General features: G+C 61.5%; 11 protein-coding genes and 2 pseudogenes. 7 read left to right on the top strand and 6 right to left on the bottom strand.

Features of this window, described 5'->3' with window-relative positions:
- From AO268_RS33065 to AO268_RS33075, 3 genes and pseudogenes are all read right to left on the bottom strand, one after another.
- Positions 1-371, bottom strand: a pseudogene (locus AO268_RS33065) (hypothetical protein); the annotation flags it as partial.
- A complete protein-coding gene (locus AO268_RS33070) occupies positions 257-535 on the bottom strand; it encodes a hypothetical protein (RefSeq protein ID WP_257154345.1) in 279 nt (92 codons plus the stop codon). The pseudogene AO268_RS33065 and the gene AO268_RS33070, both read right to left, overlap by 115 nt.
- Before the next feature lie 49 nt (positions 536-584).
- A pseudogene (locus AO268_RS33075) lies at positions 585-2,711 on the bottom strand (DUF6531 domain-containing protein); the annotation flags it as partial.
- A gap of 286 nt (positions 2,712-2,997) precedes the next feature.
- Between AO268_RS33075 and AO268_RS05530 the strand changes: the two are divergent.
- Entirely contained in the window at positions 2,998-4,233 is a 1,236-nt protein-coding gene (locus tag AO268_RS05530; protein ID WP_099168106.1) for a M20/M25/M40 family metallo-hydrolase, read from the top strand.
- A 257-nt stretch (positions 4,234-4,490) separates the two neighbouring features.
- Entirely contained in the window at positions 4,491-6,101 is a 1,611-nt protein-coding gene (locus AO268_RS05535; RefSeq protein WP_076964364.1) for an AAA family ATPase, read from the top strand.
- 118 nt (positions 6,102-6,219) lie between these two features.
- Here the strand turns inward: AO268_RS05535 and AO268_RS05540 are convergent, their stop codons facing one another.
- A complete protein-coding gene (locus AO268_RS05540; RefSeq protein ID WP_099168107.1) occupies positions 6,220-7,128 on the bottom strand; it encodes a LysR family transcriptional regulator in 909 nt (302 codons plus the stop codon).
- A gap of 97 nt (positions 7,129-7,225) precedes the next feature.
- Between AO268_RS05540 and AO268_RS05545 the strand changes: the two genes are divergently transcribed.
- The 4 genes from AO268_RS05545 (at position 7,226) to AO268_RS05560 (ending at position 10,972) form a co-directional block, all read left to right on the top strand.
- Positions 7,226-8,092 (top strand): pirin family protein, encoded by an 867-nt coding sequence (locus AO268_RS05545; RefSeq protein WP_099168108.1) that lies wholly within the window; start codon positions 7,226-7,228, stop codon positions 8,090-8,092.
- A 94-nt stretch (positions 8,093-8,186) separates the two neighbouring features.
- The gene (locus AO268_RS05550) at positions 8,187-8,870 is read left to right on the top strand and encodes an isochorismatase family protein (protein WP_076964362.1); all 684 of its coding nucleotides are present in this window, start codon (positions 8,187-8,189) and stop codon (positions 8,868-8,870) included.
- A 117-nt stretch (positions 8,871-8,987) separates the two neighbouring features.
- A complete protein-coding gene (locus tag AO268_RS05555; RefSeq protein ID WP_099168109.1) occupies positions 8,988-10,430 on the top strand; it encodes a mechanosensitive ion channel family protein in 1,443 nt (480 codons plus the stop codon).
- A 104-nt stretch (positions 10,431-10,534) separates the two neighbouring features.
- Complete coding sequence (locus AO268_RS05560) at positions 10,535-10,972, top strand: carboxymuconolactone decarboxylase family protein (protein ID WP_076964360.1); 438 nt, start codon at positions 10,535-10,537, stop codon at positions 10,970-10,972.
- Positions 10,973-11,083: 111 nt separating this feature from the next.
- On the opposite strand, the gene AO268_RS05565 is transcribed toward AO268_RS05560, so the two are convergent.
- A complete protein-coding gene (locus AO268_RS05565) occupies positions 11,084-13,246 on the bottom strand; it encodes a TonB-dependent siderophore receptor (RefSeq protein WP_099168110.1) in 2,163 nt (720 codons plus the stop codon).
- A gap of 164 nt (positions 13,247-13,410) precedes the next feature.
- The gene (locus AO268_RS05570; RefSeq protein ID WP_099168111.1) at positions 13,411-14,331 is read right to left on the bottom strand and encodes a helix-turn-helix domain-containing protein; all 921 of its coding nucleotides are present in this window, start codon (positions 14,329-14,331) and stop codon (positions 13,411-13,413) included.
- A gap of 138 nt (positions 14,332-14,469) precedes the next feature.
- On the opposite strand from AO268_RS05570, the gene AO268_RS05575 reads away from it, so the two are divergent.
- A complete protein-coding gene (locus AO268_RS05575; protein WP_099168175.1) occupies positions 14,470-15,828 on the top strand; it encodes a glutamine synthetase family protein in 1,359 nt (452 codons plus the stop codon).
- The last annotated feature ends 6 nt before the right edge of the window (positions 15,829-15,834 follow it).

Consider the following 15,834-nt stretch of genomic DNA (forward strand, 5'->3'; position numbering starts at 1 on the left):
CAAACCGCTAAAAGCTGCCCGCGCTTGTCGTAGCTGTACTCGGTGAGATTGCCGTCTGGATCGGTCTGGCGCGTGATCGCGCCCTGATCGTTGCGCTGGTACTTCCAGACCGCCTCACCCCGGCGCATGACCCGTACGAAACCATGCTCATGCTCGTAGGAGGTGGGCTCGTCATCCCCAGGAAACAGCGCGACCAAGCGCCCAGCCTCGTCGTACTGATAGGCCGTGATCGCGCCCAGGGGATCCTGCTCAACCGTCAGCCGCCCCTGGGCGTCGTAGGACTTGAAGTGCTTGCCGCCATCGGGATCAACCCGCTGCACCAGGCGTGCCTGCGGGTCATGCACGTAGACTTCCTGGCTGCCATCGGCGTGCAGCAAGGACCCTGGGCGTCGTAGGACTTGAAGTGCTTACCGCCATCGGGATCAACCCGCTGCACCAGGCGTGCCTGCGGGTCATGCACGTAGACTTCCTGGCTGCCATCGGCGTGCAGCAAGGTGACGCTGCCGTTGTCATCCCAGGCATAGCGCGTATCCATCTGCGCAAAACTGGCCCAATGCCGTACACAGCGCGCAGGCGTGCAGCAAGGTGACGCTGCCGTTGTCATCCCAGGCATAGCGCGTATCCATCTGCGCAAAACTGGCCCAATGCCGTACACAGCGCGCGGCCTTGCCAGACCGTTCCCACGCCCAGAAGAAACTCGCCCCACCGGCCAACTGTCGTTCAGTGATGACCGAGAGGCTGTCGTACTGATAGCGCTCGCTTTCGCCGATGGCATTGGTCGCCTCAAGCAGTCGCCATTCTTCGTCATAGCGGTAGGCAACCAGGTTCTGCTCGGTCACCCAGGCGTCGTCCGCTTCGCTGTCCACGCGAAACACCTGGTAGTCCACCGCCACGATATGCCCACGGTCATAGCGCAACAGCAGGGCGCGACCGGCACCGTTATCCAGGCGCAGAATCCGCCCCAAACCATCGCGGGAAATACGCAGGCGGTTGTCATACGCGTCGCTGATGGCCGTCAGCACACCGTCGTGAAAGTGGTAGAAACGTGCGCCCTGCGCCAGCACCAGTTCATCCGACGCCGCCCCCAGATAAATCGCCGCTTCAGCCAAGCTATTGCTGATGGCCGGGCGGGCCGTGGAGGGCAGGGGAAAGGTGGTGCTGCGGTTCTCATGATCGGTCCACACCACCGAGCCGCCGACCACACACAGGTGCTGGGCCAAGGCGTGGCTCCAGCCAAAGCCCAGGCCGCAATCCACCTCCACGGCGCTGGTGCGATACAGGCGCGTCCAGGCAAATGGCAGTACGCCGTCCAGTTCGCCATCGGTCAGGGTCAGCAGTTCCTCGCCGGTGACCATGGACACCGGGCAGCCGTGGGTCGCGGTTTTATCAGCGCTGGCGGTTGCTTCACCGTTGGNCTCGCCATCGGTCAGGGTCAGCAGTTCTTCGCCGGTGACCATGGACACCGGGCAGCCGTGGGTCGCGGTGTTGTCGGCGCTGGCGCTGGCCTGGCCGTTGGGGTTTTTCGCGGAGGAGGGCGCGTCGTCCACCGCCTGATGCTTGACCAAGGTCGTTTTGGGTGCGGATTTTTCCCGCACCAACGGCACCGGATTGGTTACTTCCATCGCGCCGGCCTTCAGCGGCACGCTGGGCACCGTCTTGATCGGCGTTGCAGGGCTGCCCAGTAATAACGGTCGGAGCGCCTCGGCATGACGGTCCAACCGGGTATCCGCAAACGGCCGGGCCATTTGCTCCAGCCACTGGCGCACCCGCCCTGACTTGACCTTGCCCAGCACTTGCGCGCCCAGGCGTACCGTCACGCCCATGCCGGCGGTGACCCACACCAGCAACAGGTTGATCAGTACCTCGGCGGTGATTTGCCCCAGCAGCTCGTTCAGGTACGGCGGCGGCAGCATCCGCATCCAGCTGACCATCGCCGCCAGGTAGATAAACAGCAGTGGCTCATCGCTAAGCACCAGCAGGCCATTGGCGATGGCGTCCTGGCTCAGTTCCAGCAGGGCATCCAGCTCGGTTTGAGCGAGGTATTGCAGGAGTTTTTCGCTGTTGGGCCTGAGGTCCGCCAGCCATTGATACAAGTGTTCGATGTTGTCCCACAGTTCATGCAGTGCGTGGCCGAACCCGTTTGCATAGCCTTGGTCCAGCAGGCGGTAGCGCTGCACAAAGTTGGCTTCGCGATACTCCTGCCACAAGGGCTCGAACGTGTCGGTCCAGTCTTTGCGCAACTGACTTTCCAGCGGCGCAAGGATCGACTGGTAAGACGCATACAACGCCTTGACGTGATCCCTGGAAACGTTGGGATAGAAGGTGATCCGATAGAGTTGGTCGCGAGTGCACTCGGTGACTTCGAGAATCCCGCTGGGGCCGATGGTTTTGTAAATGGGCTCGCCCAGCGGGCCACCGTCCGCGGGGATGGCTTGCAGCATCACCGGGGTGTTGCCGATGGGCACAAACCGTGTGCTTTCAAACAAATGCACCAGGGTCAACGTGCCACTGGCCTTGCACATGGCGACGGTGCTGCTGGGGGCTTTGGACGACATGGGCGCCATCAGCGCCACCTCATCGCCCACCTTGAATACCTGTTCCAGCTCCAGCGCCGAAAAGCGCCAGAAGCTCTCGGCCCAGGCGTCATAGGTGTTCAGGCATTGGCGGAAGTCGGCGAGTATCGCCTCGACGTCCCGCGTCTTTGTGTCCATGGCCGCCAGGACCATAAAACCCATGGTGGCATTCAAGAGGTTGCCCCCAGGACCGGGGCATCAATTGGGCAGTACATCGGCGGTCCCTTGCGCTGTGTGATCAGGCGAGGGACTTTGCAGAGGTTTTCACCGTGTATCAGTAGAGCTTATCCGGTACTCAGGTGGGATATTTCGGCGGTGCCTACCGAACATTCCCCCGGTCGGAAGCGACCGGCTTGAGGCTGAATAAAGTGGCTTTTGTCAGGTAGGCTGTGACATTCCCTCTCTAATAAACAAGGATCTGTTCATGATTTTCAACGTCCAACGCACGCTGCTGTCCGCCGCCCTGGCGCTTTCCCTGGGCAGCGCCATGCCGGCTTTCAGCGCCGAACCGCACCCGCAGATCCTGGCCGATGCCGAACAGTACAAGGCCCCGGCCTTGAAGTTGCTGGAGCGCCTGGTGAATATCGATTCGGGATCTGGCTACGAGCCGGGCCTGACCCAGGTGCGCGATATTGCCGTCGCTGAATTGAAACAGCTGGGTTTCAGCATCGAGCTGGTGCCGGATGCGGCGGCCAATAACAGCCATGTGATCGCCACCCTCAAAGGCAAGGGCAAGGCCAAAATCCTGCTGATGGCGCATATGGATACCGTGTTCAAGGAAGGCTCGGCGGCCGAGCGGCCCTTTTATATCAAGGACGGCCGCGCCTATGGCCCCGGCGTGATGGATGACAAAGGCGGGATCGTGGCCGGGATCTACGCCTTGAAAGTGTTGAAAAACCAGAACTTCACGGACTACGCGCAAATCACCTTCCTGCTCGATGCCAGCGAAGAAGTCGGCTCCGAGGCCGCCGCCGAACTGATCCGTAACACGGCCAGGGCCCACGATGTCACGCTGAACCTGGAACCCGGGCGTCCGGCCGATGGCCTGGTGGTCTGGCGCAAGGGCAGCGCCACGGCGGTGGTCGAGGTCAAGGGCAAGGCGGCTCACGCCGGGGTCGCCCCGGAGCTGGGGCGCAATGCCGCGATGGAGGTCGCCCACCAGATCCTGCAACTGGGCAAGCTGGGGGATGCAGAGAAAAAAACCACCATCAACTTCACCGTGCTCAAGGCCGGCGACCGGACTAATGTGATCCCCGACCAGGCCACGGCCAAGGCCGATGTGCGGGCGGCGTTGCCGGAAGAGTTTGATCGGATCGAGCGGGATCTGGCGCGGGTGTCCGCCAACCAGCTGATTCCTGAAACGCAGGTCACGACCAGTCTGAAACGGGGTTTGCCACCGATGCCGCAGACGCCTGAATCCGACAAGTTGGTGGTGATCGCCCAGGGCATCTACGCCGAACTGGGCCGTCAGCTGACCATTGAAGGCAGTGGCGGGGCGGCGGACGCCAGCTTGTCAGCGGGCGTCGGCACCCCGACGCTGGATGGGTTCGGGATTGTCGGCGGCAATATCCATACACCGCAGGAATATGCCGAGGTGGAGAGCGTGGTGCCGAGGGTTTATCTGTTGAGCCGGATGATTATGGAGCTGGCCAAGCGCTGATAGCACAATCTGAAGGCGCGGGCTTGCCCTAATGTCGACCAGTTAAGCGGAATCCGCTTAACTGGCTGGCATAGCAGGGAAACGCAAGGGCACCACGTTTCTTCAGGCTTCCCGCGTTATCGTTAACCACCTTCGCCAGCCAGTTGATACCTACAGGGCTTTTGGTGTTTTTCGCATTTGTGCGGTGCTATTGAATTGCCATCTAGTGCGTCGGATATACTGGTTGCCTTTTCGGACAGCCAGGACGCTCAGCCATCATGCCTTTCACACTTGCTATTCCCACGCCTACAGGTTCTGTTTCAGTCACTCTTGAATCTGGCACGTCAGCAATATTTGTGGGGGCAAACGGAGGGGGTAAAAGCAGGCTGGCGGTTTATCTGGAGGAGGCGGGTGGTGAGGCGGTTCATAGAATCTCGGCGCATCGTGCACTTGAGCTAAACCCTGACGTAGCAAAGATAAAAGAAAGTCACGCGGTGAAGGGTTTGCGATTTGGACATTCATCTGTCGAGATCCATCAACGTTCTGGGTATCGTTGGGGATCTAAGGCTGCGGGTAAATTATTAAACGACTTCGACTTTCTCCTCCAGGTATTGTTCGCAGAACAGTCGCGCACGGCATTGGTTTCACACAACAACATACGAGCGGGAAACACTGAGACACCCGCTGCTACAAAGTTCGAAGTACTGAAGACGATTTGGGAACAGCTGTTACCCCATCGGGAGCTTGTGTTCAGCGGAGACGACATTCAGGTCCGTATACCCGGCCACGAAAGATTCTACAGCGCTGCCGATATGAGCGACGGCGAACGCGCAATTTTCTACCTCATCGGACAAGTGCTGGTCGTGGCCCAAGACTCCATCCTGGTCATCGATGAGCCTGAGTTGCATATCCATCGATCCATCATGAGCAAACTCTGGGACCAGTTGGAAAACGCCAGGCCAGATTGTGCCCTGCTGTTCATTACGCACGACTTGGAGTTCGCAGCCAGTCGGGTGGGGCAAAAATTTGTCATCCGTGACTTTCAGTCAACAGGGCCGATCTGGAATGTTGAGCCCGTCCCGGAAGACACTGGGTTTTCGGAGGAGGTGACGACGCTGTTACTCGGCAGTCGTCGCCCGATTCTCTTCGTTGAAGGTAACTCGAACAGCCTTGATACAGCGGTTTATCGCTGCGCCTACCCAGAGTGGACGGTCATGCCAAGAGGCTCTTGCCAGGATGTGATTCATGCCGTTGTGACGCTGAGGGCCAATAACGCTTTTACGCGTATCACATGCGCCGGGATCATTGATGCTGATGGCTATGAGGCGGACGATATTGCTCACTTCGCCCAACGCGGTGTGGCTGTATTGCCCGTATCTGAAATTGAAAACCTGTTCTTGCTGCCTGACGTCACTCGGGAAATAGCAATGGGCGAGCATTTGGCCCCGGAGGAGGTCGATAGTCGTATCGCGGCCCTGCACGATGATCTGTTGACGATGGCGGGTCAGCCCCCGGCCATTGAGCAAGTTGTACGGATGTACTGCCTACGACGAATTGACATGCTACTCAAGAAAACGGACTTGAGTGCGCAGCCGTCCATTGAACAGATGAGTGCAGCCTACCAGCAACAGACGCAAAGCCTTGATGTGTTGGCCATTGCACAAGAACGTCGAGCAAAAATTAACGAAGCTATTGCTTCGCGCAATATCCCGATGCTTCTATCACTCATTGATAACAAGGGCATGCTCGCCAAGGCGGCGAGCCGGTTGAAGAATACTGGCCGAGGTCCCTTTGAGGCATGGCTGACGCGAGTTCTTCTCAACAATAAGGAGCCTGGGCTCGTTGGCGCGTTGCGTCGTGCGTTACCGGAGATTCCTCAGTTGCATTAATCTGCGGCGCTCACGGAGCAACTTGTGGGTTTGCCGGACCGCTCCAACACCCCGCTGGTGCCGAGAGATTAAAGCTCGGCAGTCGCGACTACGGGGTTGGTGTCTAGAGGAGGGGGCGTTACACCATGTCGCTCTGCCCAAACTCCACGCCGAGAAAGTCGATCAGGGCCCGCACTGACGGGAGCAAGCCCCGGCGCGAGGGGAATACTGCATGGACGATCCCGGTGCGCGGCGCCCAACCGGGAAGCAGGTTGACCAGGCGCCCGGCGGCAATATCGTTGTGCACCACCGCACTGGGCAGGTGCACCACGCCGAGGCCGGCTGTCGCCGCGTGACACAGGGCCGGCAAGTCATCGGTGACCATGCGCGGCATATGGCGGATCACCGCGCTGGCGCCATTGCTGCCAAACAGTTCCCAGTGGTATTCGCGTTGCGCCGAGCCCCAATGCAGGCTCGGCAGGCCATTGAGGTCGGCCGGCAGCGCCGGGCTGGACATGCGCGCCAGTAACTGCGGGCTGCCCACCAGGCATTGGGTGCTGTTGCCCAAAACCTTCATCACCAACTCGCTGCTTTCCAGTGGCGGAAAGCGGATACGCAGGGCGATATCAAACCCTTCGTGGATCACATCGACACGCCGGTTGGTGCTCTCGATATGCAGTTCCACCAATGGGTATTGCAGCATATAGCGGGTGAGCATCGGCCCGACCCAGGAGTTGAGCAGGGCGGTGGGGCAGCTTATGCGCACGATGCCCTGGGGTTCGGAGCGGTTGCGTTCGATCACTTCGGCGGCGCTTTCGGCTTCGATGCGCATCGCCAGGCAGCGCTGGTAATAGGCCTGGCCGATCTCGGTCAGGGAACAATGGCGGCTGGTACGGTTGATCAGGCGCACGCCCAGGCGCTCTTCGAGCTCGGCAAGACGCCGGCTGAGCTTGGACTTGGGCATGTCCAGGGCCCGGCCGGCGGCCGCGAAGCCGCCATGTTCGACCACCTGGGTGAAGTAGTAGAGGGTATTGAGGTCTTCCACCATCGTTCTCCAAATAGAACGCTAAGGGTCGTTTTTGCCGTCTAGTGCAATAAAGGTAACGGATTTAAGGTGTCTCCATGCACTGATTAGGAGAAACACCATGAAAAACATCATCGGTATCTACACCAGCCCCCGCGGTCACTGGGTCGGCGACGGTTTCCCGGTTCGCACGCTGTTTTCCTACGACACCATGGGCAAGCACATCAGCCCGTTCCTGCTGCTGGACCACGCCGGCCCGGCGGATTTCACCCCGACTACACAACGACGTGGGGTGGGCCAACACCCGCATCGCGGCTTTGAAACCGTGACCATCGTCTACAAGGGCGAAGTCGAGCACCGCGATTCCACCGGCGCTGGCGGCAAAATCGGCCCGGGCGATGTGCAGTGGATGACTGCTGCCAAGGGGATCCTGCATGAAGAGTTCCATTCCCAAGCGTTCGCCAAAAGCGGCGGCGCCCTGGAGATGGTGCAACTGTGGGTCAACCTGCCGGCCAAGGACAAAATGAGCGACGCCGGCTACCAGACGATCCTCGACGGCGATATCCCCGTGCTGCCCCTGGCCAATGGCGCTGGCAGCCTGCGCCTGATCGCCGGTGAGTTCGCCGGCCACACCGGCGCGGCGCGCACCTTTACGCCGATTGACGTGTGGGACCTGCGCCTCAACGGCGGCAAGGCCGTGACCCTGGACCTGCCTGCCGGGCGCAATACCGCGCTGGTGGTGCTCAAAGGCACTGTGCAAGTCAACGGCCAGGAACTGGCACGCGAAGGGCAACTGGTGCTGTTCGAGCGCGATGGCGAGCAAATCAGCCTGGAGTCCAACGCCGACGCCATGGTGTTGCTGCTCAGCGGTGAACCCATCGACGAGCCCATCGTCGGTCACGGCCCGTTCGTGATGAATACCGAGCAAGAGATCCACCAGGCCTTCGCCGACTTCCAGTCCGGTCAGTTCGGCCAACTGCACGGCTGATACGCCTGCGCGGCACCTAAATCACCCAACCCTGACAGCCAGGCCGGTTTACCGGCCAAGGATGGCTGTTGCCCGTGAAAAGAGGAAAGACCCCATGACCCACCCAGCAGCGGCTAATTTCAACGGCCAGAAACCGACCATCGACGCCAACGACACCGCGATGCTGTTGATCGATCACCAGAGCGGCCTGTTCCAGATCGTCAAGGACATGGACGTGCCGCAATTGCGGGCCAATGCCATCGCCCTGGCCCGGGCGGCGACCCTGTTGAACATCCCGGTGATCACCACCGCGTCTGTTCCCCAGGGCCCCAATGGCCCGCTGATCCCGGAAATCGCCGAAGCCGCGCCCCACGCGCAATACGTGGCGCGCAAAGGTGAGATCAACGCCTGGGACAACCCCGAGTTCCGCGCGGCCGTCGAGGCCACTGGCAAGAAAACCCTGGTGATCGCCGGCACCTTGACCAGCGTATGCCTGGCTTTCCCGTCGATCAGCGCGGTGTATGCCGGCTACAAAGTGTTTGCCGTGGTCGATGCCTCGGGCAACCACTCGAAACTGGCCACCGACCTGACTATCGCCCGCCTGGCCCAGGCCGGTGCGGTGCCCATCGACATCATGGCCACCCTGTCGGAACTGCAAGGCTCCTGGAACCGCGCGGATGCCGAGCAGTGGGCGAAGGTCTACACCCAGGCGATGCCGCACTACCAACTGCTGATCGAAAGCTATATCAAGGCCCAGCAGGTGGCGACCGAGCATGAGTTGCTCGATTCCCAGCGCTGAATCTGGACTTTGTGGTGGTGGCGAGCGGGTAAGCCTGCTCGCCACAGATGGCTGCGCCCTATACCCGCCAGTGCCATTTTGTGCGATCTTCAGGGCCTTCGCCCTGGAGTCGCCTGGATGCTGTCTTTTATCGCCGATCACCCGATGCTGTGCGCCCTGGCGCTGATTGTTATCGACATGACTGTGTGGCGCCTGTTCGTCGCCAACCCCGGTAACTGGAAGCTGATCGCGCGCCTGGGCATCTTCGCTGTGTTCAGCGCCGTGCTGTTCAACGACGGCATGAACCCCATGCAACTGGCCCCCTATGCCGACAACACCCCGCTGCACCTGGCTGCCACGGCCTTGCAGATCGGCTGGTGGCTGTTCGCAGCCCGCACCCTGACCGTGTTGCTTGGCGCCGTGATGATGCAACGGGTCGGCCATACCGGGCGGTTGCTGCAAGACCTGATGGGCGCGGTGATCTTCCTGATCGCGATTATTGCGGCCATGGCCTATGTGCTCGACCTGCCGGTCAAGGGCGTGCTCGCCACCTCCGGCGCGGTGGCGATCATCGTCGGCCTGGCGTTGCAAAGTACCTTGAGTGATGTGTTCTCCGGGATTGTGCTCAACACCACCAAGCCCTACCAGCTGGATGACTGGATCTCCATCGACGGCACCGAAGGCCGGGTGACGGATATCGACTGGCGTGCCACGCGCCTGCAGACTTCCCAGGGCAGCATGGCGGTGATCCCCAATTCGCTGGCGGCCAAGGCCAAGATCATCAACTTCTCGCGCCCGGCCGATATGTTCGGCCTGGCGGTGAGCCTGCAAGTCAGCCCCCATGCGCGCCCGCAAACAGTGCTCGAAGCCCTGGAGCGCGCCATGCAGGGCTGTCGGCAACTGCTGGCCAAGCCGGCGCCAAGTGTGGCGTTCAAGACCTCCACCGGCGGTGGCGTGGAATATGAAATCAGCGGCTTCGTGCCGGCCATGACCCTCAAGCGCGAGGTGCGCAACCAGCTTTACGACCTGGCCTACCGGCACTTGCAGGCGGCTGGTGTGAGCCTGCTGTCCAGTGCCGAAAGCCCGACCTCGCCAACCACATCCCCCGCGCGGGCGTTGCTGGAAAGCTCGACGATCTTCTCGACCCTGCGCCAGGAAGAAAAGGAAACCTTCAGCCAGAACATGACCCCACACACCTTCCGTGCCGGCGCGATGATCTTGCCGGCCGGGGAGGTCAGCGACCATCTGTTCATCATCGAGTCCGGGGTGGTGTCGGTGATGCTGGCCAAGGCCGGGCATAAATTCGAAGCCGGGCGCATGGGCCCGGGGGAAGTGATCGGCGAGGCCGGGATCCTCGATGGGCAGAGCCTGCCGGCAGATTTTGTGGCCAAGACCTACTGCACCCTCTACCGCATCGAAAAGGAATACCTCAAACCGTGCCTGGATGCGCGCCACGACATTGGCGAAGCCATGCAGAACCTCCTGGATTTCCGTCTGCACGCCGCCCAGCACCTGACCCAGGAGGCGCCAATCGTGCCGGTGAAAAAGGGCTTTTTGCATTGGTTGCGCAACCGGGCCTGAAGCGCCGGGCATTGGCTACCTGTTCTTCGCGCCAATTGGCTATTTGTCTGTGGCCGTGGGCTGATTAAGCTGGGCACCGATTTTTACTGTCCTGGAGCAACACCATGCACGCGCGCATCGACTTCTACACCGCTTCCCCCGACGCCCTGAAAGCCATGCTCGCCCTGGAGGCGGCCGTCGGCAAACTGTCCATCGAACTGCCCCTGCTGGAACTGGTGCGCCTGCGGGTGTCGCAGATCAACGGCTGCGCCTTCTGCCTGGACATGCACACCGCCGACGCACGCAAGGGCGGCGAGACCGAACGCCGCCTGTGCACCCTCTCGGCCTGGCGCGAAACGCCGTTCTTCACCCCACGCGAACGTGCCGCCCTGGCCTGGGCCGAAAGCCTGACGCTGATCAGCCAGACCCACGCCGCCGATGAGGATTATGCATTGCTCAAGGCCGAGTTCAGCCCGGCCGAACAGGTCGACCTGAGCGTGGCCATTGCCACCATCAACAGCTGGAACCGCCTGGCGGTGGGCTTTCGCAAGATGCCCAAGTAGCGATATGCAAGGGTAGGTGCTGGCTAATGTAGGAGCTGGCTTGTGTGGGAGCTGGCTCCCACACAAGCCAGCCTCACACAAGTCACAAGCCAGGTTCCACAGGGGCCGGGGTCAGAAGTTGACGGAAGCACTCAAGCGCGCGGTCAGTGGCGCACCCTGGAACAGATAGTCATCGCCCATGTATTCGCCGGCGTCACGCCAGTAGCGCTTGTCGAACAGGTTGTCGACGCTCAGGCGCAACACCGTTTCATAGCCATCGACCTTGGTGGTGTAGCGGCTGCCGATATTGACCAGCGCATAATCCCCCACTTCCACATTGCCGGTACGGTTGGCCTTCTTGCTGGCGCTGTATTGCACGCCGCCGAGCACCGCCAGGCCATTGACCCAGGGCAGGGCGTAGTCGGCGTACACACTGGCACGCAGCTTGGGCACGTTGATCGTCTGGTGATCTTCGTATTGCGGCGTGCCGCTGCCGTTCACCCGGGCGCGAATCGCCGCCACGCTGGTCGCAATCTGCAAACGCTCGGTGGCCCAGCCATTGGCCGACAGTTCCAGGCCGGTGTTTTTCTGCTGGCCCTGCTGTACGTAGGTGAATTCGCCGGCGCTGTCTGGCTTGGCGTACTGGTAGGCCTGGCGGGTCTGGAACACCGCGGCGGCGAAGCTGATGCGGCGCCAGTCGTATTTCACCCCGGCTTCGATCTGGCGTGAGACGGTGGGGGCGAGGATTTCCCCGTCATTGCTCGCATACCACGGCGCCTCGCCACCCAGGGACAGGCCCTTGCTGTAGCTGGTGTACAGCGACAGGTTGTCCATTGGCTTATAGATCAGCGCAGCGTTGGGCAGGAATTCGTACTGCTGGGTGTGACGCTCCTGCACGCCCTCTTGATCGAAGGCTTTTTCATCCAGGCGCACTTCGCGGCCACCGAGCACGGTTTGCCATTGTTCGTTGAAGCGGATGCGGTCGGTGACGAACAGCCCGTACTGGCGGCTGTCGAGGCGCCGGTGGCTGTCGTTCAGGGGCTTGTCGGTGGGCGGGAAGGTTTCCGGGTCCTGATCGATATTGCCGCTGCCGATGTATTCGTTGACCGACTTGCGCTTGTCGATCACCCGGCGAAACGCGCTGGTGCCGAAGGTCAGTTCATGGCTCAGGCCGGCCGTGCTGAACAGGCCGCTCATGGCCGCCTGGATTTCATCATTGCGCCGGGTGTCGTCGGGGCTGCGGTAGTCAGCGATATCGTAGTTGCCTTCCGGGCTGAAGTAGTTGGGCACTTTGACGCCGGCGCAACTGGGAAAGCCGTAGCACCCCCAGGCAAACGAACTGTAGTCATCAATCACCACCTTGCTGCGGGCCGCGCTGACGCTGCCTTTCCACTGGTCAGTGAAGCGGTACTCGAACTTGCCGTTGAGGTTCAGCGAGTCGATACCCACCTGTTTGGCGCCGCTCTGGTGGCCGAGCAGTTTTTTCGGCGAGGCGTCGTGGGGCACTTCGGTGCCGCCGAGCAACTGGTAGCCGGGCACCGAGCGCTGTTGCTTGTCCTGGTATTCGGCATCCAGTTGCAGCACGGCGTCGGGGCTGATGTTCCAGTCGAACGCCAGGGACACAAAGTCCCGCTGGCCATTGGCGTGTTCGACATAGGAATTGAGGTCTTCATGGGCGACATTGGCGCGCAGGCCGAATTGCTGCTCGCTGCCAAACCAGCCGCCGACGTCGGTGGCGATATAGCCGCTGCCGCGGTCATCGGTGGACACCGTGACCGAGCGCACGTCTTCCGGGCGCTTGGTCACGTAGTTGATCACGCCGCTGGGTTCGGCAATCCCGCTTTGCAGGCCCGCCAGGCCCTTGAGCAATTCCACCCGCTGTTTGTTTTCCAGGGCGACGTTCTGCTCGCCGGTGATGGTGCGCCCGTTGATCTTGTAGCTGCTGGCGGCATTCAGGGAAAAGCCCCGGACCACGAAATTCTCGTAGTAGCCGATCGGCGCATAGCTTTCGCCCACCGAGGCGTCGTTGCGCAGCACTTCGCTGAGCAGGCGGGCCTGCTGGTCCTTGATCAGCGGGGCGTTGATCACGGTGATCGAGGCCGGGGTGTCGAGCAGCGGCGCTTCATCGAAGCCGCCGACCGACGCGCTTTGCGCGCGATAACCGGACTCATCCTGGCCCTGGATGTTCAGCGCCGGTAGTTCCAGCTCAGCCGCCAGGCTGTTGCCGATGCCGCCGCTGAGCAACAGGCCGAGGGCCAAACGTGGGGTGACGACGGGGCGAAAACGCAAAACCATGGGGCAAGGCCTTAAAGCGCGGGGCGGGGGCGCATAAGCTAGGCATAAGTGCGCGGCTTTACAAGTACTCGGCTTGGCCCGGCTGTTCGAGACACGGTGTCTGAGGCTTCACGCCAATCTTTCCGGGGCTGTGATAGCGGTGTGTCAGTAGCCATTGACCCACCCTAGCTCCTACAGGGGATTGCATTTGAGCAATGGCGTTTGCGGGTTTCGCTCGGCAGTTCCTTGAACAGCGCCCGGTAGCTCTGGGAAAACCGCCCCAAATGCCAGAACGACCAATTCATCGCCACCTCGGCCACCGTGGTATCGGTTGCGCTCAACAACTCGCGGCGTGCGCCGTTCAACCGGCGCAGGCGCAACCATTGCGCCGGGCTCATCCCGGTGTAGGTCTTGAACCCCTGCTGCAATTGGCGCAACGGTACGCCGGCAATCTGCGCCAGTTGCAGCAGGTTGACGCTTTCATCCGGCGCATCCGCCGCCCACGCGCCGATGCGCGCCATCAGCCGGCGTGCTTCGCTGCGCCGCTGCAATGAGTGGCGGTCCAGGCACACACAGGCGTTGTCGAGAATAAACAGGCAATCGTCCAGCAGTTGCCGGGTGAGGGCATCGCGGCTGAGCGGGTCGATCATGCTGGACAAGCGTGTCAGGGTGCCACTGAGCCAGCGGCTGAACAGCGCGTTTTGTTGGCCGGTCAACGGCGCCATGAACAGGCCTTCGAGTCTGGCCATCTCCAGGCCATGGCGTTGCACGAACTGCGGGCCGAACACCACGGCCACTTCCCGGTAGTTTTCCGGGGTGATCCAGGTGTTGCGGCTTTCGCCATTGAGCAGGTACAGCGTGTTGTCGCTGCCGTCGAAACAGAACGCGAGCGAGCCTGGCGGCGCGTTGAAGTGCTGCTCGACGCGGGTGTTCATGCACTCTTCGTACACCTGCACCCCCTGCAGGTCGAGGTAGCGGACCTGCCCGGCAAAATGCCCCGGGGACATCTGCTGGTACTGCTGCACCCAACCGGGTGTCGCACTGCATTGGGCGGCCACATCACCGGTGGTGAAGGCCTGTACGCGCAAAGCGGTTGCCTGTGTCATGGGTGATCCGTGCGCACTCTATTGGTGCGTTGTGGGTCGTGCAAAGTGGATAGATGCCGTTTGAAGGCTGGCCCAAGATAGACCTCAATGCGCCGCAAGTACAAGCCGGCGCAGCATCCCACCCATGCCGAGGTCTTTATGAATGCCCCTTTCGATCAGCTGTCCACCTGGCTGAAAGAACACAAGATTACCGAAGTCGAATGCGTGATCAGCGACCTGACGGGCATCGCCCGCGGCAAGATTGCGCCCACCAACAAGTTCCTGCATGAGCGCGGCATGCGCCTGCCGGAAAGTGTGTTGCTGCAAACGGTAACCGGGGATTTTGTCGACGACGATATCTACTACGACCTGCTGGACCCGGCCGATATCGACATGATCTGCCGCCCGGTGGCCAACGCCACCTACGTGGTGCCGTGGGCCATCGAGCCCACCGCCATCGTGATCCACGACACCTTCGACAAGCAGGGCAACCCCATCGAGTTGTCGCCGCGCAATGTGCTGAAAAAGGTCCTGCAACTCTATACCGAACAGGGCTGGCAGCCGATTGTCGCGCCGGAAATGGAGTTTTACTTGACCCAGCGTTGCGATGACCCGGACCTGCCGCTGAAAACTCCGGTGGGCCGCTCCGGGCGGGCCGAAACCGGGCGCCAGTCGTTTTCCATCGATGCGGCCAACGAGTTCGACCCGCTGTTTGAGGATGTGTACGACTGGTGCGAAGCCCAGGGCCTGGACCTCGACACGCTGATCCACGAAGACGGCCCGGCGCAGATGGAAATCAACTTCCGCCACGGCGATGCCCTCGACCTGGCCGACCAGATCACCGTGTTCAAGCGCACCCTGCGCGAAGCCGCGCTCAAGCACAATGTGGCCGCGACCTTTATGGCCAAGCCGGTGGCCGACGAGCCGGGCAGCGCCATGCACCTGCACCAGAGCGTGGTGGAGATTGCCACGGGCAAGCCGGTGTTTGTCGATGCCGACGGGCAGATGAGCCCGCTGTTCTTGCAGCATATTGGCGGCCTACAGAAATACATCCCGCTGCTGCTGCCGATGTTCGCGCCCAACGTCAACTCGTTCCGCCGCTTCCTGCCCGACACCTCGGCCCCGGTCAACGTGGAGTGGGGCGAAGAAAACCGCACCGTCGGCCTGCGCGTGCCGACCTCCAGCCCCGACGCGATGCGCGTCGAAAACCGCCTGCCGGGGGCCGATGCCAACCCCTACCTGGCCATTGCTGCCAGCCTGTTGTGCGGCTACCTGGGGATGATCGAAAAGATCGAACCGAGCGCCCCGGTCGAAGGCCGTGCCTATGAACGCCGCAACCTGCGCCTGCCGATCACCATCGAAGATGCCCTGGCGCGCATGGAGGCCTGCGATACGGTCAAGCAATACCTGGGGGACAAGTTCGTGCGCGGTTATGTGGCGGTGAAACGTGCCGAACATGAAAACTTCAAGCGGGTGATCAGCTCCTGGGAGCGTGAGTTCCTGCTGCTGAGTGTCTGACTCCAC

It is taken from the genome of Pseudomonas sp. ICMP 8385 (assembly GCF_002699915.1).
Classification (GTDB): Bacteria; Pseudomonadota; Gammaproteobacteria; order Pseudomonadales; family Pseudomonadaceae; genus Aquipseudomonas; species Aquipseudomonas gessardii.